This window comes from Streptomyces sp. NPDC014734 (assembly GCF_043083325.1).
In the GTDB taxonomy this organism is placed as follows: domain Bacteria; phylum Actinomycetota; class Actinomycetes; order Streptomycetales; family Streptomycetaceae; genus Streptomyces.
Window position 1 is genome coordinate 1 of the sequence record NZ_JBIBYN010000039.1, and the last position, 20,274, is coordinate 20,274.

Consider the following 20,274-nt stretch of genomic DNA (forward strand, 5'->3'; position numbering starts at 1 on the left):
CGGCGATTCCAACCCTACCAGATTCTTTTTCCGTTCCGTTTCCGGTTCGGAATTCAATTCCGGTCGACCGTTGGAGTGGTCTTTTGCCTTTCGGCATGTCCGCTACGTTAACCGATTTCTCGGGCGACTCATAATCGAGTCGCCTTTCCCGAATTACGGCATGTCGAACTCCCACCTTGAAGGTGTGAGTCGGAGGTAGTGGTTTGCCGTTTCGGGATGCTTCGTTGCGATCGGATGGACCGCGGCGACAACATCGCCTCTTCAAACGGCTCGGACTACGTTAGGTGGTTCGCCCGGGCGAGTCAAGTTTCACGCGGCGGCGCGGCACATGGGCCCTGTAGGGGCTCACCGTCGGGTCGCCGTCGATCCAGAAGCGCCACGGGTGGGTGGCTCCGTCGCCGCCCACCCCGGTACGCGGGCCGTTGCGCACCCGATCACGAGGTGGTGGGCTGCCGTGCAGCACGGACAGCGGGGCCCCGGGGTGGGCGATGACGTCGGTGCCGTTCAGTGCGCGGTCGATGTCCAGGGCTGTGGCCAGCCGCGCCGGTCCCTTGGCCAGTTCCCTGTCATGGCGGGCCGAGACCCGACGTCCCCGGGTGAGTTCGGCGCCCACCCGGACCTCGCCCGCGCGGAGCAGGACACCACTGGCCATTCCTTCCGGGCCGCACACCAGGTTGAGGCAGTGCCACATGCCGTAGGTGAAGTAGACGTACGCATGGCCGGGGGGTCCGTACATGACGCTGTTGCGCGAGGTGCGGCCCCGGAACGCGTGCGATCCGGGATCGACCTCACCGGCGTACGCCTCCACCTCGGTGAGCCGGAGCTCGATGGGGCCGTCGGGCGTGGCACGTACCAGGGTGCGGCCCAGGAGGTCCGGGGCCACGTCCAGTACGGGGCGGTCGAAGAAGTCGCGTGTCAGCGGAGTACGTTCCGGGCCCTCGGTCATGGGCGTCGAGAGTACCGGGGAACCGTCGGCGGTCCCGGCGCGTATCCAGTAGGACTTGGTAAGGATCGAGGAGGAGTGGACATGGGCTTCAAGCGGCTGCTCGCGAGTCTGGGTGCCGGTGGTGCTTCGGTGGAGACCGAGCTGACCGAACTCAATGTCGTACCGGGCGGAGTCGTCCAGGGCGAGGTGCGGATCCAGGGCGGGAGTGTGGATCAGCAGATAGAAGGACTCTCCGTGGGACTGCAGGCCCGGGTCGAGGTCGAGGGACAGGACACGGAGACCAGACAGGACATCGAGTTCACCAGGCTCCGCCTCGGCGGCGCGTTCGAGGTGCGGGCCGGTGCGGTGCACGTCGTGCCGTTCGGGCTCGAAATCCCGTGGGAGACTCCGGTCACGATGTTCGCCGGTCGGCATCTGCACGGAATGAACATCGGCGTGACCACGGAGTTGGAGATCGCGCGGGCGGTGGACCCGGGCGACCTGGACCCGGTCAACGTGCACCCGTTGCCGGCGCAGGAGGCCATTCTCGACGCCTTCGGGCAGCTCGGTTTCCGGTTCCGAAGCGCGGACATGGAGCGCGGTCACATTCGCGGCACACGTCAGCGGCTGCCCTTCTACCAGGAGATCGAGTTCCACCCGCCGGAGCAGTACCGCGGCCTGAACCAGGTGGAGGTGTCGTTCGTCGCGGACGGCCACGGGATGGACGTCGTCCTGGAGATGGACAAGAAGCCGGGGCTCTTCAGCGAGGGCAGCGACACGTACCGCTCCTTCGAGGTCGGGCTCAACGATTTCCACGGAACCGACTGGGCCGCGTACCTCCATCAGTGGCTCGCCGAGGTCGGCGGCCGGCGCAACTGGTTCTGACGGCTGCCGTCGCGCCCGCCGGGGACGACGGCACAGCCCTTAGGGTCGGGGCAGACGTCTGCCGACAGCAGGCGAGCGATCAGGAGAGGTGCTGACGTGACCGAGCCGAACAGGGCGCCGCTGCCGCACGACTTCCACCCCGAGGTGCCGTCGTTCAGCGTGGTGAGCGACGATCTCGCCCCCGGGGCCGTGCTGGCGGACACGCAGGTGTTCGCGGCCGGGAACACTTCGCCGCAGCTGCGGTGGGAGGGATTCCCGACGGGAACCAAGAGTTTCGCCGTGACCTGCTTCGACCCCGATGCCCCCACGGGCAGCGGTTTCTGGCACTGGGTCCTCTTCGACATCCCGGCGTCGGTCACGGAGCTGCCGGCCGGTGCGGGCAGCGGCGCCTTCGAGGGGCTGCCCGTCGGGGCCGTACACGTGCGCAACGACTACGGGTCGAAGGACTTCGGCGGTGCCGCGCCGCCGGCCGGGGAGAACCACCGCTACGTCTTCACCGTGTACGCGGTCGACAGCGAGAAGCTGGGGGTCGACAGCGACGCGTCGCCCGCGGTCGTCGGCTTCAATCTGCGGTTCCACACGCTGGGCCGCGCCCAGCTGATCGGTGAGTACGCGGCTCCCGCCGAGTAGCCGGCCGGGAACCTGACGTTTCCCCGCTGTTCGCCCTGTCCTGGTCCTGAGGAGACCGGGGCAGGGCAGTTTTTATTGCGTTGTCCCCCGCAGCCCGCACGGCCAGAGTTGATCCGGGCCTGCCAGGGGGCGGGCGGCACACGGGAGGTGGGCGAGATGCGGGACACGCTGGTGCTGAACGCGAGCTTCGAGCCGCTGTCGACGGTGACGCTGAACCGCGCGGTGGTGCTGGTTCTGCAGGACAAGGCCGTCGTCGAGCAGTCGCATCCCGATCTCCGCATGCGTGGCGCCGCGGTGGACATTCCGGTGCCCAGGGTGATCAGGCTGTGCCGGTACGTGCGGGTGCCGTTCCGAAGACAGGCCTCGTGGTCCCGGAGGGGTGTGCTGGTACGGGACCAGCACCGGTGCGCGTACTGCGGACGGCGGGCGAGCACCGTCGACCACGTGGTACCGCGCGCCCAAGGCGGCCAGGACACCTGGCTCAACACCGTGGCGTCCTGCGCCGAGGACAACCACCGCAAGGCGGCCCGGACGCCGGAGCAGGCGGGGATGCCGCTGTTGCGGCATCCGTTCGTGCCGTCTCCCGCGGAGGCGATGCTGCTGGCGATGGGGGCCGGTGAACGGTCGGCGCTGCCGGAATGGCTGGATCGCGCCGCGGCGTAGCCCACCCACGTGCTCCGCCGGCACCGGAGGCCCGTCTCGGGAAGGACGGGCCTCCGGCTGTCAGCGGAGCAGCAGTTGAACAATGGCGACCGTGCCGACCGCGACGATGAGCACACGCAACACGGTGGGGCTGAGGCGACGGCCCACCTTCGCACCGATCTGGCCGCCCAGTGCCGACCCGACCGCGATCAGCACGACGGCCGTCCAGTCGAAGTCCGCGACGAAGAGGAAGAAGAGCGCGGCGACGCTGTTGACGACCGCGGCCAGGACGTTCTTGACGGCGTTGAGCCGCTGCATGGTGTCGTCGAGCAGCATGCCCATCAGGGAGAGGTAGATGATCCCCTGGGCCGCGGTGAAGTAGCCGCCGTAGACACTGGCGAGCATCAGCCCCACGAAGAGGAGCGGGCCGCCGTCGGTGCGCGCGGACCGGCCGCTGCTCTCACGCCGCCGCTGGACCGCCCGGCTGATGCGTGGCTGCAGGATGACCAGGACGAGGGCCAGTGTCACCAGGATCGGGACGATCGTCTCGAAGGCGGTGGACGGCAGGGCCAGCAGCAGGGTGGCCCCGGTGAGGCCACCGATCAGGGCACCGACGGCGAGCTTGAGGACGCGGCGGCCCTGCCCCGCGAGTTCCGCGCGGTACCCGATGGCGCCGCTGACGGAGCCGGGGATCAGACCGAGCGCGTTGGAGACGGTGGCGGTCACCGGGGGCAGGCCGGTGGCGAGCAGCACCGGGAAGGTGATCAGCGTTCCGGATCCGACGATCGTGTTGATCGTTCCGGCGCTGATGCCCGCCGTGAAGACGGCGAGCATCTCCCAGATGGTCATGACAGCTCCCCCGTGCATGGTCGATGCGTGGTGCACTGATCATGCACGAGGGCATGTACGCATCATTCGACCGGGGGCTGCTCCCTGCGCTCCTTGCCGGTGTCGAAGCCGGGGACGCCGTTGCCGAGGTTGCCGAAGGCTCCGCTGAGGCCCTTGAGCGCGTCCCCGATCTCGCTGGGCACGATCCAGAGCTTGTTGGCGTCGCCCTCGGCGATCTTCGGCAGCATCTGGAGGTACTGGTACGAGAGGAGCTTCTGGTCCGGGTCGCCGGCGTGGATGGACTCGAAGACCGTACGGATGGCCTGGGCCTCGCCCTCGGCGCGCAGCGCGGATGCCTTGGCCTCACCCTCGGCACGGAGGATCGCGGACTGCTTCTCGCCCTCCGCGGTGAGGATCGCGGACTGACGCGTTCCCTCGGCCTGGAGGATCGCGGCGCGCTTGTCCCGGTCGGCACGCATCTGCTTCTCCATCGAGTCCTGGATGGAGGTGGGCGGCTCGATCGCCTTGAGCTCGACGCGGTTGACGCGGATGCCCCACTTGCCGGTCGCCTCGTCGAGGACTCCGCGCAGGGCGGCGTTGATCTCCTCGCGGGAGGTCAGGGTCCGTTCCAGGTCCATGCCACCGATGATGTTGCGGAGGGTGGTGACGGTGAGCTGCTCGATCGCCTGGATGTAGCTGGCGACCTCGTACGTCGCGGCCCTGGCGTCGGTGACCTGGTAGTAGATGACCGTGTCGATGTTGACCACCAGGTTGTCCTGGGTGATCACCGGCTGCGGCGGGAACGGAACGACCTGTTCACGCAGGTCGATGCGGTTCCTGATCGTGTCGATGAACGGGACGACGATGTTCAGGCCCGCGTTGAGCGTGCGGGTGTAGCGGCCGAAGCGCTCCACGATGGCGGCGCTGGCCTGCGGGATGACCTGGATCGTCTTGATCAGGGCGATGAAGACGAGCACCACCAGAATGATCAGGACGATGATGATCGGTTGCATCGTGTTCCCTCATTGCCCTTCGGTTGCCTACGGATCGTGGTGATCGAGGTCGGGACCGCGGGTGTGTGAGCGGATGCGGGCCCCGATCTCATGATGATCGACTTCGAGTCTGACAGAACCTGCGTTGTGGTGTGGGCAGTTCGGTCACATGACGACCGCCGTTGCCCCGTCGATGTCGACGACGTCGACCTGTTGGCCCGGGGCGAAACTCTGGTCCCCGTCGAGTGCGCGGGCGGACCAGATCTCTCCGGCGAGCTTGATCCGGCCGCCGTTGCTGTCGACCCGCTCCAGGACGACGGCCTGCCGTCCTTTCAGTCCGTCGATGCCCGTGGCGAGGTGGGGCCGGTCGGCGCGGTGTCTGGTGGCGATCGGGCGGACCACGGCGATCAGCGCCACGGAGACCACGACGAAGACGAGTACCTGGGCCACGATCCCGCCGCCGAGAGCCGCGACGACCGCGGCGGCGATCGCTCCGACGGCGAACATGCCGAATTCGGGCATCGCGGTCAGAACGAGCGGGATGCCCAGTCCCGCAGCGCCGATCAGCCACCACACCCACGCGTCGATGTCCACGTGGTCATGGTAGGACCGCGACCGCCCTCACGGACAGCCCGCAAGCGGACAGCCGACCGTGACACCGCGCGAGGGCCGGCACCCACCGCGGTCGTCGGCCAGGGCGGCGCGTCCGGCCGGGAACGGCACGTCCGGCCGCGGGCCGCGCTCCCGCCCCTGCCCCGCCCTGTTCTACGAGAGCGGGAGTCCGTGGGCCGTGTAGCGGTCGCCGGTGCGCTCGACGACGAGCGGCAGACCGAAGCAGAGGGAGAGGTTGCGGGAGCTGAGCTCGGTCTCCATGGGACCCGCGGCGAGCAGCTTGCCCTGGCGGATCATCAGGACGTGGGTGAAGCCGGGCGGGATCTCCTCGACATGGTGGGTGACCATGATCATGGACGGGGCGTAGGGGTCGCGCGCCAGGCGGCCGAGGCGACGGACCAGGTCCTCGCGGCCGCCGAGGTCGAGGCCCGCGGCGGGCTCGTCGAGGAGCAGCAGTTCGGGGTCGGTCATCATGGCCCGGGCGATCAGCGTCCGCTTGCGCTCGCCCTCGGACAGGGTGCCGAACTTGCGGTCGAGGTACTCGTTCATGCCGAGGCGGTCGAGGAAGGCCCGGGCCCGCTGCTCGTCGACGGCTTCGTAGTTCTCGTTCCAGGTGGCGGTCATGCCGTAGGCGGCGGTGAGCACGGTCTGGAGAACAGTCTGGCGCCTGGGCAGCTTCTCGGCCATCGCGGCGCCCGCCATGCCGATGCGGGGACGGAGTTCGAAGACGTCGGTGCCGACGCCGCCGAGTTGCTCGCCGAGGACTCTGACGGTGCCGGTGCTCGGGAAGAGGTAGCTGGACGCGATGTTGAGGAGGGTGGTCTTGCCCGCGCCGTTCGGGCCGAGGATGACCCAGCGCTCCCCCTCCTTGACCTGCCAGGAGATGTCGTCCACCAGAGCGCGTCCGTCGCGGACCACGGATACGTCCACCAGCTCCAGTACATCGCTCATGGCGCGTTGTCTCCCCATGCAGTGTCGAGATCGTCGCGTGCCTGTGGGCACAGCTCCCAGGGAAATCTACGCCACCTCGGGTGTGCGCCCGGCGCTGGGCCCGAATGGCGACGGGCCGTCGGCCGGTTCCCTAGGCTGTCCCCATGCTTTCGGAACCACGCTCAGGGTTGCTGGCCGCTTGGGGAAACGCGCTTCTCGCGGGACTTGTGTCTCCGGACGAGGCGGCCCTCGCCATTGTCGGGGAGGACTCGGTGCACCGGGTGGCGGGGCTGCCGGGTGAGACGGGGCCGGTGGGTCTCACGCTGGCGCTCGGGCGGCTGCGGGGGCTGGGCGTGACCGGCTTCCGGGTCGCGCTGCCGGCTTCCGGACATCCGCTGGGGCTGAGCGGCCCCCCGGAGTTCAACGCGCGTGCCCTGGAGGCCGAGGAGGCGGTGGTCGCCTTCGGTGCGCCGTACGGGCTGGTTCCCGAGGTCACCGAGCGGGGGCCGGACGGGGATCTGCACGTCGAGGTGGTGTGGCGTTGCCTGCCGGTACGGGAGGCCCCGCCTGCCGACGTGCCGTCGCTGGGTGAGGCCGAGCGGGAGCTCGCCGAGGCGATGCGGGACGCCACGGCGGTGCTGTCGCGGCTGGATGTGGCCGGTTCCGGGCCGATGGCGGAGGCTGCGGTGGACGCGTACCGGGCGCGGGCGGAGCGGGGCCGCGAAGTGCTGGCACCGGGATATCCGCCGCGGGCGGTCCGGGTCCTGGAGCTGGCGCAGCGGGTCGGACTGCTGATCTCGGTGGCGCACGGCAACGGGCACGGCGGTGCGGTGAGCGCGTCCGAGATCGCGGCGCGGGCGGAAGCGCTGCGGCCGGTGGAGCGGGTGGCCCGGCGGGCGCAGGTCGCCGCGTACAACGCCTATGTGGAGGAGCGCGAACGGGAGCGGTAGGCCGTGCCCTCGAAGTGCCGTCGTCCGGCCGGAGGCCCGGGCCGCGCTCCGGTGACACGAGGCCGGCGCCATGGGTCCCGGTCCGGGAGAGCCGCCCCGGTGGGCCGGTCAGCCGGCCGCCCCGTGGCGTACGGCCCACAGGGCGGCCTGGGTCCGGTCCGAGAGGTCCAGCTTCATCAGGATGTTCGACACGTGTGTCTTGACCGTCTTCTCGGAGAGGACGAGCGCCCGCGCGATCTCCCGGTTGGAACGGCCGTCGGCGATCAGGCCCAGCACCTCCCGTTCCCGTTCGGTGAGGGTGCTCCCGCGGCCCGTTCCGCCGCTGGTGTCGTCCTGGGCGAGCAGCGCCCCCGCCACCTCGGGCTGGAGCAGCACGTGGCCCGCGTGCACCGAGCGGATGGCCCCGGCCAGCGCGTCCGGGTCGACGTCCTTGTACACGTAGCCGGAGGCTCCGGCCCGCAGCGCGGGCACCACGGTGCGCTGCTCGGTGAAGCTGGTGACGATGAGCACCCTGGCCGGGTTGTCCAGCTCGCGGAGCCTGCGCAGGGCCTCGATCCCGTCGGTGCCGGGCATCTTGATGTCCATCAGGACGACATCGGGGCGGAGCTCCTCGGTCCTGGCCACCCCCTCGGCGCCGTCCGATGCCTCACCGACCACTTCTATGTCGTCCTGGACCTCCAGGAACGTGCGCAGACCGCGGCGGACCACCTGGTGGTCGTCGACCAGCAACACCCTGATGTTCTTGTCAGCCACCGGGCACCTCCATCTCGATCGTGGTGCCCCTGCCGGGCGCCGAATCAACGGTCAGCCGTCCGCCGACCCCGCTCGCACGGTCCCGCATCGACACCAGGCCGAGGTGGCGGCCCGCCTCCCGGGTCGCCGCGGGTTCGAAGCCGCTGCCGTCGTCCGTGATGCGCAGCAGCGCGCCGCTGCCGTGCCGGGTCAGGGCCACGTCGACGTGCTCGGCGCCCGAGTGGCGCAGGGCGTTGTGCAGGGCCTCCTGGGAGACCCGGAGCAGCGCTTCCTCCTGGGCGGCGGGAAGGGCGCGTGTGCCCAGGCTCTCGAAGGTGACCCGGGCCGAGTGGGCCCGGTCCAGGACCTGGATCTGGGTGCGCAGGGTGGCGACGAGGCCGTCCTCGTCGAGCGCGGCCGGGCGGAGTTCGACGACGGCGGCACGCAGTTCTTCCACGGCTTCGGCGGCGAGCGCGGCGACCTGGTGGAGCTCGTCCTTGGCACGGACCGGATCGCGGTCGATCAGGGCGGTGGCGGCCTGGGCCGTCAGGCGCAGCGAGAACAGCTTCTGGCTCACCGCGTCGTGCAGCTCGTGGGCGAGCCGGGAGCGCTCCTCGGCGATGGTCAGTTCCCGGCTGCGCTCGTAGAGCCGGGCGTTGGTGAGTGCGATCGCCGCGTGCTGGGCGAGGATCGACAGCAGTTCCTCGTCCCGGGCGGTGAAACCGCAGCCGCCCCCGGGCTTCGGGCGGCGCTTGTTGGCGAGGAAGAGCGCGCCGATGATCTCGGCGCCGTCCCTGATGGGCAGGCCGAGGAAGTCGGACATGTCGGGGTGGGCGGCGGGCCAGCCCCCGAAGCGGGGGTCCTTGCGGACATCGGCGAGACGCTCGTGCTTCGCCTCGTGCAGCATCGCGGCGAGGATGCCGTGCTGCCGGGGCAGCGGGCCGATCGCCTTCCACTGCTCGTCGCTGACGCCGTCGACGACGAACTGGGCGAAGCCGCCGTGGTCGTCCGGGACGCCCAGGGCGGCGTACTCGGCGTCCAGCAGCTCGCGTGCGGAGGCGACGATCGTCTTCAGGACGTCGCGCACTTCGAGATGCCTGCTCATGGCGAGCAGTGCGGCACTCACCGCTGCGAGGCCCGACGATGGGCGGTGGCTCATGGCCTCACCGTACAAGCGGGGGCGGGGCCGACGTATCCGCCGGTGGGCGGCTGCCGCCTGAGTCTGCGGGCCTAGGACCTGCCCTCGGGGGTGCCGTCCGCCGTGCGGGGCCCGGCCCGGCCCCGGCGGACGGCGGGGCGGCGCGCGGAAGGAGTCCCGGTGCGGCGCCGTACCGGTACCGGGACTCACCGTCCGAGTTGCTTGAGCAACGGCCCGTGAGTTCGGCACGCCGCCGGTGTGAGGCCGGGCATAGGACCCACATCACTTACGAACGCGACTAGTGGACGCGTAAGTGCCAGATCAATGGGTAGGAGCGCGGATCGTCGCAGCCGGGCGCGGCCCGGCACCACTACGCGCGGTCGTACGTCACACCTTTGCCAGCCGATTTTGCCGGCGCTAAGAATTGCTCTCGTCCCCGACGGAGATGCGAACCCGCTCCCGTCCTCGTCCTCCGTGAGGACCCCCGCGATTCGAAGAGGTATGTCTGCATGTCCCTGTCCAGCATCGCCGGTCGTCGTAGTCGTCTGAACAAGAACCAGAAGCTCTCGATCGCCGGTATCGCCGCCGTCGCCGCCGCCTCCCTCTCGCTCTCGCTCGTCCCCGCGAACGCCGAGTCCAAGTCCGGCGCCGAGGCCGAGGCCACCGTGTCCGCCGCTCCCGTGGTGTTCGCGTCGACCGTGGGCACGCCGCAGGCCAAGGCTCTGCAGGCCAGCTTCATCGAGAAGCACTCCACCGCCGAGAAGCTGGTGAAGGCCGCCGACCTCGCCCGGGCCAAGAAGGCCGCCGCGAAGACGAAGGCCGGCGCCGGCGAGACGAAGGCCCGGAGCGAGGCAGTCGCCGAGCGGAGCACCGGAGCGGCGGCCAGCCGCTCCGAGGCCCGCACCCCGGTCTACGCGAACAACCTGGACGGCTGGATCCGGCAGGCCCTGGACATCATGAAGTCGCGCGGCATCCCCGGCTCGTACGACGGTCTGCACCGCAACATCCTGCGGGAGTCCTCCGGCAACCCGAGCGCGGTCAACGGCTGGGACATCAACGCCAAGAACGGCACCCCGTCCCGCGGGCTGCTCCAGGTCATCCAGCCGACGTTCAACGCCTACCACGTCTCGGGCACCTCGTGGAACATCCACGACCCGATCGCCAACATCACGGCAGCCGCCAACTACGCGGCCGACCGCTACGGCTCGATCGACAACGTCAACAGCGCCTACTGACCGGATCCGGACGTACCGGGCCCGTGCGCGACGCCGGAGGGCGGCACCCCGAGTCGGGGTGCCGCCCTCCGGCGTCCTGCGCGGTGCCCCGCGCTACTTGCGCATGACCTCCGGCTCGTGGCGGCGCAGCAGTCGCGCGACGGCGACGCCGCAGATGACGCCGAGGAGCAGCAGCACCGAGATGTTCATCCCCCACTGAGCGGCCGAGTGTTCCCACAGCGGGTCCAGGTCGGTCGGGTTCTTCGGGTCCCACGGAGCCATCAGGTGCGAGAGGTCGAGCGTCGTGGCCGCGCCGGCGATGGCCCAGCGGGACGGCATCAGCCAGGCGAACTGCTCCAGGCCGGGCGACCCGTACACCTGGAAGAGGATGCCGGTGAAGACGACCTGGACGATCGCGAACATGACCAGCAGCGGCATGGTCTTCTCGGATGTCTTCACCAGTGAGGAGATGACCAGGCCGAACATCATCGAGGTGAAGCCGAGCACGATGATCGTCACGCAGATCTCGGCGGCGGGGGGCATGAAGAGGCCCTCGTCCGGCAGCTTGCGGGTGGCGAAGCCGATGCCGCAGATGATGACGCCCTGGAGGGCCGTGATCGCACCGAGAACGATCACCTTGGACATCAGATAGGCCGAGCGGGACAGGCCGGTGGCCCGTTCCCGTTCGTAGATGACACGTTCCTTGATCAGTTCTCGTACGGAGTTGGCCGCGCCCGAGAAGCACATGCCTACCGCGAGGATCAGCATGATCGTTCCGGCGGCGCTGTTGAACCGGGACGGCGGGTCCGGCGGGGCCAGGCCGAACTTGGCGGGGATGACCACGCTGACGATGCCGAGCACCGCGGGCAGGATCACCATCAGGCCCATGAAGCCCTTGTCGGACGCGATCACCGAGAGGTAGCGGCGGATGAGTGTCCACAGCTGTGCCGACCAGCCCTGCGGCTTCGGCGGGCGTATCTGCTGCGGGGGCGACATGTGGACCGGCTGGGCGGCGACGGCGTCGATGTCCGCGGCGTACATCTGGTAGTGCTGGGAGCCGCGCCAGCGGCCGGCCCAGTCGTAGTCCCGGTAGTTCTCGAACGCGGAGAAGACATCGGCCCAGGTGGAGTAGCCGAAGAAGTTGAGCGCCTCCTCCGGCGGCCCGAAGTAGGCGACGGAACCGCCCGGTGCCATGACCAGCAGCTTGTCGCAGAGCGCCAGCTCGGCCACGGAGTGGGTGACGACGAGGACCGTGCGGCCGTCGTCGGCGAGTCCGCGCAGCAGCTGCATGACATCGCGGTCCATGCCCGGGTCGAGGCCGGAGGTCGGCTCGTCCAGGAAGATCAGCGAGGGCTTGGTGAGCAGCTCCAGGGCGACGGAGACGCGCTTGCGCTGGCCGCCGGAGAGCGAGGTGACCTTCTTGTCCTTGTGGATGTCGAGCTTGAGCTCGGCGAGCACCTCGTGGATGCGGGCCTGGCGCTCGGCCTCGGTGGTGTCCGCGGGGAAGCGGAGCTTGGCCGCGTACTTGAGGGCCTTGGTGACGGTGAGTTCCTTGTGCAGGATGTCGTCCTGCGGGACCAGACCGATGCGCTGGCGCAGCTCGGCGAACTGCTTGTACAGGTTCCGGTGGTCGTAGAGGACATCGCCCTGGTTGGCGGGCCGGTATCCGGTGAGCGCCTTGAGCAGAGTGGACTTGCCGGAGCCGGACGGGCCGATGACCGCGACGAGCGACTTCTCCGGAACGCCGAAGGAGACGTCCTTGAGGATCTGCTTCCCGCCGTCGACCGTGACCGTGAGGTGGCGTGCGGAGAACGAGACCTCACCGGTGTCGACGAATTCTTCGAGCCGGTCGCCGACCAGGCGGAACGTCGAGTGGCCGACGCCGACGATGTCGTTCGCCCCGATGAACGCGGAGCCGGACTTGGAGAGCGGCTGACCGTTGACGTAGGTGCCGTTGTGGGACCCGAGGTCGCGGATCTCGAAGCGGCCGTCGGGCGTCGCGTGGAATTCGGCGTGGTGACGCGAGACCTGGAGGTCGGAGACGACGAGTTCGTTCTCCAGCGCACGGCCGATGCGCATGACGCGGCCGAGGGCGAACTGGTGGAACGTGGTCGGGCTGCGATCGCCGTACGCCGGCGGCGCCCCCGCGACGCCGTCGGCCCCGCCCGCGCCGGGGGTGCCTCCCATGCCCTGTTGCTGCGGGACGTGGGGCTGCTGGGGCTGCACGGGCTGCTGCGGCGGTTGCTGGCCCTGGGAAGGCTGAGGCCAGCCCTGCTGCGGCTGCACCGGCGGCTGCTGACCCGGCCAGCCCTGCTGCTGCGGCTGCTGGGCGGAGGGCTGCTGAACGGGGGCCTGCTGCGCACCCGCGCCCCGGCCTCCGTACACGTCGGCACCCGCCGCCGCACCGAGGCTCAGCCGCGGCCCGTCAGTGGCATTGCCCAGGTGCACGGCGGTGCCCGGTCCGATTTCGAGCTGCTGGATCCGGCGGCCCTGTACATAGGTGCCGTTCGTGCTGCCGTGGTCCTCGATGATCCAACCGCGGCCCCCCCAGCTGATCGTGGCGTGTCGCCACGACACCCTGGCGTCGTCGATCGTCAGGTCTCCCTGCGGATCGCGCCCCAGGGTGTACGACCTGGACGGATCGAGCGTCCAGGTCCTGCCATTCAATTCCAGTACGAGTTCCGGCACTCCGCGCCCCACTTGTCGTCCCCCGAGTCACCCCCGTCGCAGGGGGTCTAGGGATGCTGAACATCGTGGGGAACTATTCCAGGAGCAGTCCCGGATACGAAAGTCGGGCGGGGTGACGTCCCTGCCCGGCGCCGGGGCCTCGCGCCGTCCCTCCAGAGGAACGGTGACGAGGGTGGCGGAACGTGTGCGACCGCGTGCGGTCCGTCGTCGCCCGCGGACGGCGGCCGGGACGGCGGGGCCGACGCGCTGTCCGGTCCTCGGGACGGACCTCCGGCGCCGCGGGACGGACCGATACGGTGGAAGCACCATGAGCGCATCTCAGCCACCTCAGTCCTCCCCGTCTTCTGAGCCCTCTGAGTCTCGTCGGGGCACCGACACACCCACCCTTCTCGTGAAGATCTTCGGGAAGGACCGCCCCGGAATCACCGCCGGGCTCTTCGACACCCTCGCCGCCTACGCGGTCGACGTCGTCGACATCGAGCAGGTCGTCACCCGTGGGCGCATCGTCCTGTGTGCGCTGATCACCGCCCCGACCGCGGGCGGCACCACCGAGGGCGACCTGCGGGCGACCGTGCACAGCTGGGCGGAATCGCTGAAGCTCCAGGCCGAGATCATCTCCGGCACGGGTGACAACCGCCCGCGCGGTTACGGACGTTCCCACGTGACCGTGCTCGGGCACCCGCTGACCGCGGAGTCGACCGCCGCCATAGCGGCCACGATCACCTCGACCGGTGGCAACATCGACCGGATCTTCCGTCTCGCGAAGTACCCGGTCACCGCCGTCGAGTTCGCGGTCTCCGGTACCGGCACCGAGGAACTGCGGACGGCGCTGGCGACGGAGTCGGCCGGGATCGGCGTCGATGTCGCCGTGGTGTCGGCCGGGCTGAGCCGCCGGGCGCAGCGGCTGGTCGTCATGGACGTCGACTCGACGCTGATCCAGGACGAGGTCATCGAGCTCTTCGCCGCCCACGCGGGCTGCGAGGACCGGGTCGCCGAGGTGACCGAGCGGGCGATGCGCGGCGAGCTCGACTTCGAGCAGTCGCTGCACGCGCGGGTCGCGCTGCTGGCGGGGCTCGACGCGTCGGTGGTCGACAAGGTGCGTGCCGAGGTGCGGCTGACGCCGGGGGCCCGCACGCTGATCCGTACGCTGAAACGTCTCGGCTACCAGGTGGGGGTGGTCTCGGGCGGGTTCACCCAGGTCACCGACGATCTGAAGGAACGGCTCGGGCTCGACTTCGCCTCCGCCAACACGCTGGAAGTGGTCGACGGGAAGCTCACCGGACGGGTCGTCGGCGACATCGTCGACCGGGCCGGCAAGGCCCGTCTGCTGCGGAGCTTCGCCGCGCAGGCAGGGGTGCCGCTGGCGCAGACCGTCGCGATCGGTGACGGTGCCAACGATCTCGACATGCTGAACACCGCCGGTCTCGGGGTGGCCTTCAACGCCAAGCCGGTGGTCCGCGAGGCCGCCCACACCGCGGTGAACGTGCCGTTCCTGGACACCGTGCTGTATCTGCTCGGCATCACCCGCGAGGAGGTCGAGGCCGCCGACGGCCTCGACGACCTCGACGGCTGAGACGTCAGGCGTTCCCGACGGCCCCGACGGCCCCGACAAAGCTCACGCGTACCCCCGACGGCCCGCCCGGGCCGCACGGCGGCGGATCAGTCGTTGGGGGTCCAGTACTCGATCAGCTTGCCCACACCGTGCTCGACGCCCTTCCAGGAGCCGGAGAACTCGACGACGGCGAAGGCGGCGGTCGGGAAGCCTCCGCGGTTCATCCGGGCGAGGGTGTCGCCCTCGGCGGATCCGGAGAGGGCGTCCGCCACCGCGTGCATGCCCGGGTTGTGGCCGATGACGAGAAGATCGCGGACGTCGTCGGGGGTCTCGTCGATCAGTGCGATCAGTTCGCCGAGGGATGCCTCGTACAGCCTCTCCTCGTACACGGTCCGCGGACGCCGCGGCATCTCGTGCACCGCCAGCTTCCACGTCTCGCGCGTCCTGACGGCGGTGGAGCAGAGGGCCAGGTCCGGGGTGATTCCGGAGTCGACGAGTTTGCGGCCTGCGACGGGGGCGTCCCTGCGACCGCGTTCGGCGAGCGGCCGTTCGTGATCGGAGTCCTGCGACCATTCCGCCTTTGCATGCCTGAGAAGGACGATCCTGCGAGGTGTGTCGACGCTCATACACCTCAGCTTCGCACGAAACCCGCCGTCGGGCGCAGGGGGTTGACGGGCTCCCGCAGGGACACGGCGGGCCTCAGCCGGTCAGCAGCGCGACGATGCGGGCGAACAGCCTGCCGACCGCGGGATCGGTCGTCGCCGCATGGGCCTCGTCGGGGCTCACGATCAACAGCAGGAGCACGACGAACGCGATCGAGGGCAGGGCGACGGCCCACCACGGCAGCCGCACGTCGACTGCCCCCGTGGCCTGGGACGAGGGCCGGGTGTGGGTAGGGGCCGACATGTCCGCCTCCGTGATGGCTCGGTGCGTGGGTTCTGACACCTACGAACCTACGGATGCCGGGGCGACGGTCCCATCCGGTGACCCACCCACTTCCCCCTGACCCTGCCCCCCTAGGGGATGGTGGGGCCAGCCCCACCATCGGGCTCGGGACGACGCGGGAGTGCGCGGGGCCGTTCACGGCCGAGGCGCGGGCCCCCTGCCGCTTCGGGCCGACGTTCAGGGCGAGGCGATCGAGGCGATCACCGCCACCACCACGGTGACGAGGAGCATCGCGCCCAGCACCAGGAGGAGCTTCTTCTGACCGTTCTGGGGGTTCGGGTCGAGCACAGGAGACATGGGCTCAGTCTCGCATCTCAGCACTCGTCCTCGATCGTCCGGTCCCGCCCGGCCAGGAAACCGGCCACCATCTGCGGCACCATGAGGCCGGCCATCAGCGCGATCGGCAGACCCCAGCCGCCGCTGAGCTGGTAGAGGACGCCGACGAGCAGCGGACCCGGGATCGAGAGGAGATAACCGGTGGACTGCGCGAACGCGGAGAGCCGGACCACTCCGGCGCCGCTGCGCGACCGCATGCCGATCATGGTCAGGGCGAGCGGGAAGGAACAGTTCGAGATGCCGAGGAGCAGGGCCCAGGCCCAGGCTCCCCCGGCCGGTGCGAGGTAGAGGCCCGCGTAGCCGACGAGTCCGCAGCTGCCGAGGAGAAGGACGATCGCGCCCTGGTTCCTCATCCGGGAGGCGACTCCCGGTATGACGAAGGCGAGCGGCACGCCCATGGCCATGGTGACGGCGAGCAGCACCCCGGCGGTGCCTGCCGAGACCCCCGCGTCGCGGAAGATCTGCGGCATCCATCCCATGGTGATGTACGCGGCGGTGGCCTGGAGGCCGAAGAAGCAGGCGAGGGCCCAGGCGGTGCGGCTGCGGGTGATCCTGAGCTCGGGGGTGTCCCGGTGCTGGACGACCGCCTGTCCCGGGGCGCCGTTCCGGTCCCGTACCGACGGGATCCAGGGCAGGATCGCGACGGCGGCGAGCACGGCCCAGATTCCGAGCCCCATCCGCCAGCTGCCGCCCAGCGCGTCGGTGACGGGCACGGTGATCGCGGCGGCGAGCGACGTGCCGAGGGCCAGCGCCATCGAGTAGAGCCCGGTCATGGTGCCGACGCGGTCCGGGAACCAGCGCTTGACGATCACCGGCATCAGGACGTTGCTGACGGCGATGCCCATCAGGGCCAGGGCGCTCGCGGCGACGAACCCGGCCGTGCCGCCCACCAGCGGCCGGATCGCCAGGCCGGCGGTGATGGCGATCATGCCGACGCAGACGACGGCGGCCGGACCGAAGCGGCGGGCGAGACGGGGCGCCATGATGCCGAAGACCGCGAAGCAGAGCGGTGGCACGGAGGTGAGGACTCCGGCGACGCTGCCGCTCATGTGCAGACCGTCCCGGACCTCTTCCAGCAGGGCGCCGAGGCTGGTGATGGCGGGGCGGAGGTTGAGCGCGGTGAGGACGAGCCCGACGGCGACCAGCCGGAGCAGCCAGGGAGAGGCCGCGGCTGCCGCGGCGGGGCGCGACGGCTGTGCGGTCGGGGCCGCCGGAGGCGCGATCGGGGTGTCCGCCGCGTCGGCGGGGGTCAGGGTCCGGGTCCGGTTCTGTGGCTGGGTCTCGTCGTCGGGCATGAGGACATCATAGAATCATGGGATGATTGATTGTCCAATCGTCTGAGAACGGCCCGTAAACGGCCGGGGTCCGGGAACGCACCACTGTCTCCCGGGCGCCCCACGACCCGAGCAAGGAGCACCATGGCGCTGACGTCTCCGCGGCGTTCGGCACTCGCCGACCAGGTGATCGCACAGCTGAGGAATCAGATCACCTCGGGCGAGTGGCCCGTGGGTTCGCGCATTCCCACCGAGCCCGAGCTGGTGGAACAACTGGGCGTGGCCCGCAACACGGTCCGCGAGGCCGTGCGCGCGCTCGCGCACAACGGCCTGCTGGACATCCGGCAGGGCTCGGGCACCTACGTGGTCGCCACCAGCGAGCTGGCCGGGGTGATGCACCGCCGGTTCGCCACCGCCGATCCCCAGCACATCGCCGAGTTGCGCTCCACTCTGGAGTCGTCCGCCGCGCGACTTGCCGCCGTCCGGCGCACCGAGCGGGACATGAAGCAGTTGGACGCGCTCATCGCGCGCCGGGAGGAGACCTGGGCCGCGGGGGACGCCGAGGCGTTCGTGGCGGCGGACGCGACGCTGCACCTGGCCGTGGTCGCGGCCTCGCACAACGATGTACTGACCGGCCTCTACGCGGATCTGGGCGACCTGCTGCGCGACTACCTCAGGGGCGATGTGGGCCATGAGCTCCGGCCGGAGGACCACATGGACCACGGCCGGCTGGTCGAGGCGATCCGGGCGGGCGACGCCGAGGCGGCGGCGGCCGAGGCGGCGAGCTATACGCGGAGCTGCCTCATGGACCGGGTCTGAGCCCGCGAGCCGAAGGCCACCCGAGAGGCTCTCAGGCGTCGTCGAGGACCCGGTGCGTGACCCACACGGACCCGACTTCCTTCCAGCAGCGGTCGTCGATCCGCACGGTCCGTCCGGGGCCGACGTCGACGGGGGCCGCGTCCGCGTCCACGTCCCACCAGCGTCGGCATTCGGTGTGCAGCTGGACGCGGTCGGTGGAGGGGTAGGGGTTGTGGCAGTAGGCGACGACGTGCGAGCCCAGCACCGACGTGCGGCATTCCGCTCCGGCGGGCCCGGAAGTGGGCGCGGCCGGGACGGCCGCCCCGGTTCCCGTCCGGCCGACGACGGACAGCCCGGCGGATATGCCCGCGGGGGCGAGGAGTCCGGCGACGATCAGGGCGACCGCGGGCAGGTCCCGGGGACGGGTACGGGTGGAGCGCACGGCGACCTCCTCCCCCGCGGCCTGACCAGAAGTCCGGTTCCTCCACATTCTGCGGTGGATCGTCCGTCTTCTCGACCCGAGAGGGGGAAGCCCGCGCCTCCTCGGACCCGAAGGGGCCCGCGTCGACGCGGGACGGCCGCGTACCACCTGCGAGCAGGCGGTACGCGGCCGTCCCGTGGCCCGTCCCGTACGGGGGTCAGGCGCCCATCATGTGCACGCCGCCGTCGACGTGGATGATCTCGCCCGTCGTCTTCGGGAAGAAGTCGGAGAGCAGGGCGACGATGCCGCGACCGGCCGGCTCCGGGTCCTCCATGTCCCAGGCCAGCGGGGAACGGCTGTCCCACACCTTCGCCAGATCGGTGAAGCCCGGAATGGACTTCGCCGCCATGGAGCGGAGCGGTCCGGCCGAGACCAGGTTGCAGCGGATGTCGTCCCCGCCCAGGTCGCGGGCGAGGTAGCGGGAGGTGGCCTCCAGCGCCGCCTTGGCCGGGCCCATCCAGTCGTACTGCGGCCAGGCGAACTGCGCGTCGAAGGTGAGACCGACGATCGAGCCGCCGTCGCCCATCAACGGCTTGCAGGCCATGGCGAGCGACTTCAGCGAGAACGCCGAGACGTGCATCGCGGTGGAGACGGACTCGAACGGGGTGTTCAGGAAGTTGCCGCCGAGCGCGTCCTGGGGCGCGAAGCCGATGGAGTGGACGACGCCGTCGAGCGAACCGAGCTCGTCACGGACCAGACCCGCGAGCCGGTCCAGGTGCTCGGTGTTGGTCACGTCGAGCTCGATGACCTTGGCCGGCTTCGGCAGCTTCTTGGCGATGCGCTCCGTCAGCGTGGGCCGCGGAAAGGCGGTCAGGATGACTTCGGCACCCTGCTCCTGGGCCACCTTGGCGACGTGGAAGGCGATGGACGACTCCATCAGCACACCGGTGACGAGGATGCGCTTGCCGTCGAGAATTCCGCTCATGCTGATCAGTGACCCATGCCCAATCCGCCGTCAACGGGGATGACGGCTCCAGTGATGTACGACGCGTCGTCGGAGGCGAGGAAGCGCACCGCGGAGGCGATCTCCTCGGGCTGCGCGTAGCGGCCGAGCGGCACCTGCGAGACGATGCCCTTGCGCTGTTCCTCGCTGAGCACCTGGGTCATGTCGGTGTCGACGAATCCGGGTGCGACGACGTTGAAAGTGATGTTCCGCGAGCCGAGTTCACGGGCCAGCGACCGGGCGAAGCCGACCAGTCCCGCCTTGGACGCGGCGTAGTTCGCCTGCCCCGCCGAGCCGAGGAGCCCGACGACGGAGGAGATGAGGACGACGCGTCCCTTCTTGGCGCGCAGCATGCCGCGGTTGGCACGCTTGACGACGCGGAAGGTGCCGGTGAGGTTGGTGTCGAGCACAGACGTGAAGTCGTCCTCCGACATCCGCATCAGCAACTGGTCCTTCGTGATACCGGCGTTGGCGACCAGTACCTCGACGGGGCCGTGCTTGTCCTCGATCTCCTTGTAGGCCTGCTCCACCTGATCGGCGTCCGTGATGTCGCAACGAACGGCGAGGCAGCCCGCCTCGGTGAGTTCCTGCGGGGGCTCGCCGGAGCGGTAGGTGATCGCGACCTTGTCGCCGTTGGCGGCGAAAGCACGGGCGATGGCGAGGCCGATGCCCCGGTTTCCTCCGGTGACGAGAACCGAGCGGCTCAACGGATCACCCTTTCGATAGCGGTCTGGTACCTCGGAAACCTATCGGTACCACCCGCCCCACGAGGAATCGGC

The 20,274-nt window shown here is 70.1% G+C and carries 22 protein-coding genes; 7 read left to right on the forward strand and 15 right to left on the reverse strand.

Annotated elements, in window-relative coordinates:
- Nucleotides 1–280: 280 nt before the first annotated feature.
- The gene (locus tag ACF1CT_RS35960; RefSeq protein WP_391788236.1) at nt 281–946 is read right to left on the reverse strand and encodes a DNA-3-methyladenine glycosylase; all 666 of its coding nucleotides are present in this window, start codon (nt 944–946) and stop codon (nt 281–283) included.
- Nucleotides 947–1,027: 81 nt separating this feature from the next.
- Here ACF1CT_RS35960 and ACF1CT_RS35965 point away from each other — a divergent pair, with 81 nt between their 5' ends.
- The 3 genes from ACF1CT_RS35965 to ACF1CT_RS35975 all read left to right on the forward strand — a co-directional run bounded on the left by ACF1CT_RS35965 (nt 1,028) and on the right by ACF1CT_RS35975 (nt 3,103).
- The gene (locus ACF1CT_RS35965; protein WP_391788237.1) at nt 1,028–1,810 is read left to right on the forward strand and encodes a sporulation protein; all 783 of its coding nucleotides are present in this window, start codon (nt 1,028–1,030) and stop codon (nt 1,808–1,810) included.
- A gap of 96 nt (nt 1,811–1,906) precedes the next feature.
- On the forward strand, nt 1,907–2,440 hold the full coding sequence (locus ACF1CT_RS35970) for a YbhB/YbcL family Raf kinase inhibitor-like protein (RefSeq protein ID WP_391788238.1): 534 nt from the start codon (nt 1,907–1,909) through the stop codon (nt 2,438–2,440).
- A gap of 156 nt (nt 2,441–2,596) precedes the next feature.
- On the forward strand, nt 2,597–3,103 hold the full coding sequence (locus tag ACF1CT_RS35975; protein ID WP_391788239.1) for an HNH endonuclease: 507 nt from the start codon (nt 2,597–2,599) through the stop codon (nt 3,101–3,103).
- Between the two features lie 60 nt (nt 3,104–3,163).
- On the opposite strand, the gene ACF1CT_RS35980 is transcribed toward ACF1CT_RS35975, so the two are convergent.
- The 4 genes from ACF1CT_RS35980 to ACF1CT_RS35995 all read right to left on the reverse strand — a co-directional run bounded on the left by ACF1CT_RS35980 (nt 3,164) and on the right by ACF1CT_RS35995 (nt 6,465).
- Nucleotides 3,164–3,931 (reverse strand): sulfite exporter TauE/SafE family protein, encoded by a 768-nt coding sequence (locus tag ACF1CT_RS35980; protein ID WP_391788240.1) that lies wholly within the window; start codon nt 3,929–3,931, stop codon nt 3,164–3,166.
- 62 nt (nt 3,932–3,993) lie between these two features.
- A complete protein-coding gene (locus ACF1CT_RS35985; RefSeq protein WP_391788241.1) occupies nt 3,994–4,923 on the reverse strand; it encodes an SPFH domain-containing protein in 930 nt (309 codons plus the stop codon).
- 144 nt (nt 4,924–5,067) lie between these two features.
- Nucleotides 5,068–5,496, reverse strand: coding sequence for an NfeD family protein (locus ACF1CT_RS35990; RefSeq protein WP_391788242.1), 429 nt, complete (start codon nt 5,494–5,496; stop codon nt 5,068–5,070).
- 171 nt (nt 5,497–5,667) lie between these two features.
- Entirely contained in the window at nt 5,668–6,465 is a 798-nt protein-coding gene (locus ACF1CT_RS35995; RefSeq protein ID WP_391788243.1) for an ABC transporter ATP-binding protein, read from the reverse strand.
- 143 nt (nt 6,466–6,608) lie between these two features.
- On the opposite strand from ACF1CT_RS35995, the gene ACF1CT_RS36000 reads away from it, so the two are divergent.
- Complete coding sequence (locus ACF1CT_RS36000; RefSeq protein ID WP_391788244.1) at nt 6,609–7,394, forward strand: hypothetical protein; 786 nt, start codon at nt 6,609–6,611, stop codon at nt 7,392–7,394.
- A gap of 108 nt (nt 7,395–7,502) precedes the next feature.
- On the opposite strand, the gene ACF1CT_RS36005 is transcribed toward ACF1CT_RS36000, so the two are convergent.
- Both ACF1CT_RS36005 and ACF1CT_RS36010 read right to left on the reverse strand, forming a co-directional pair.
- Nucleotides 7,503–8,147 (reverse strand): response regulator, encoded by a 645-nt coding sequence (locus tag ACF1CT_RS36005; protein ID WP_391788245.1) that lies wholly within the window; start codon nt 8,145–8,147, stop codon nt 7,503–7,505.
- The gene (locus ACF1CT_RS36010; protein WP_391788246.1) at nt 8,140–9,285 is read right to left on the reverse strand and encodes a GAF domain-containing sensor histidine kinase; all 1,146 of its coding nucleotides are present in this window, start codon (nt 9,283–9,285) and stop codon (nt 8,140–8,142) included. Before ACF1CT_RS36010 ends, ACF1CT_RS36005 begins: the two co-directional genes overlap by 8 nt.
- Nucleotides 9,286–9,773: 488 nt before the next feature.
- Here ACF1CT_RS36010 and ACF1CT_RS36015 point away from each other — a divergent pair, with 488 nt between their 5' ends.
- A complete protein-coding gene (locus ACF1CT_RS36015) occupies nt 9,774–10,499 on the forward strand; it encodes a transglycosylase SLT domain-containing protein (protein ID WP_391788247.1) in 726 nt (241 codons plus the stop codon).
- A gap of 93 nt (nt 10,500–10,592) precedes the next feature.
- Here ACF1CT_RS36015 and ACF1CT_RS36020 read toward each other — a convergent pair whose 3' ends face one another.
- Entirely contained in the window at nt 10,593–13,178 is a 2,586-nt protein-coding gene (locus tag ACF1CT_RS36020) for an FHA domain-containing protein (protein WP_391788248.1), read from the reverse strand.
- A gap of 295 nt (nt 13,179–13,473) precedes the next feature.
- Between ACF1CT_RS36020 and serB the strand changes: the two genes are divergently transcribed.
- Nucleotides 13,474–14,739 (forward strand): phosphoserine phosphatase SerB, encoded by a 1,266-nt coding sequence (serB, locus tag ACF1CT_RS36025; protein ID WP_391788249.1) that lies wholly within the window; start codon nt 13,474–13,476, stop codon nt 14,737–14,739.
- 86 nt (nt 14,740–14,825) lie between these two features.
- On the opposite strand, the gene ACF1CT_RS36030 is transcribed toward serB, so the two are convergent.
- The 4 genes from ACF1CT_RS36030 to ACF1CT_RS36045 form a co-directional block, all read right to left on the reverse strand.
- Nucleotides 14,826–15,344 carry a SixA phosphatase family protein gene (locus tag ACF1CT_RS36030; RefSeq protein WP_391788250.1) on the reverse strand — a complete coding sequence of 173 codons (519 nt, stop codon included), beginning with the start codon at nt 15,342–15,344 and terminating at the stop codon, nt 14,826–14,828.
- Between the two features lie 73 nt (nt 15,345–15,417).
- Nucleotides 15,418–15,624: a hypothetical protein gene (locus ACF1CT_RS36035; protein WP_391788251.1), complete on the reverse strand. Its 207-nt coding sequence runs from the start codon at nt 15,622–15,624 to the stop codon at nt 15,418–15,420.
- Between the two features lie 216 nt (nt 15,625–15,840).
- Nucleotides 15,841–15,951, reverse strand: a complete 111-nt coding sequence (locus tag ACF1CT_RS36040; RefSeq protein ID WP_391788289.1) for an SGM_5486 family transporter-associated protein — start codon at nt 15,949–15,951, stop codon at nt 15,841–15,843.
- 26 nt (nt 15,952–15,977) lie between these two features.
- Nucleotides 15,978–17,294 carry a CynX/NimT family MFS transporter gene (locus tag ACF1CT_RS36045; protein WP_391788252.1) on the reverse strand — a complete coding sequence of 439 codons (1,317 nt, stop codon included), beginning with the start codon at nt 17,292–17,294 and terminating at the stop codon, nt 15,978–15,980.
- Between the two features lie 123 nt (nt 17,295–17,417).
- Between ACF1CT_RS36045 and ACF1CT_RS36050 the strand changes: the two genes are divergently transcribed.
- Nucleotides 17,418–18,092 carry a FadR/GntR family transcriptional regulator gene (locus ACF1CT_RS36050; protein ID WP_391788253.1) on the forward strand — a complete coding sequence of 225 codons (675 nt, stop codon included), beginning with the start codon at nt 17,418–17,420 and terminating at the stop codon, nt 18,090–18,092.
- Between the two features lie 31 nt (nt 18,093–18,123).
- Here the strand turns inward: ACF1CT_RS36050 and ACF1CT_RS36055 are convergent, their stop codons facing one another.
- The 3 genes from ACF1CT_RS36055 to fabG all read right to left on the reverse strand — a co-directional run bounded on the left by ACF1CT_RS36055 (nt 18,124) and on the right by fabG (nt 20,202).
- A complete protein-coding gene (locus tag ACF1CT_RS36055; protein WP_391788254.1) occupies nt 18,124–18,513 on the reverse strand; it encodes a hypothetical protein in 390 nt (129 codons plus the stop codon).
- Between the two features lie 196 nt (nt 18,514–18,709).
- Entirely contained in the window at nt 18,710–19,477 is a 768-nt protein-coding gene (fabI, locus tag ACF1CT_RS36060; protein ID WP_391788255.1) for an enoyl-ACP reductase FabI, read from the reverse strand.
- 5 nt (nt 19,478–19,482) lie between these two features.
- A complete protein-coding gene (fabG, locus tag ACF1CT_RS36065; RefSeq protein WP_391788256.1) occupies nt 19,483–20,202 on the reverse strand; it encodes a 3-oxoacyl-[acyl-carrier-protein] reductase in 720 nt (239 codons plus the stop codon).
- Nucleotides 20,203–20,274: the final 72 nt, after the last annotated feature.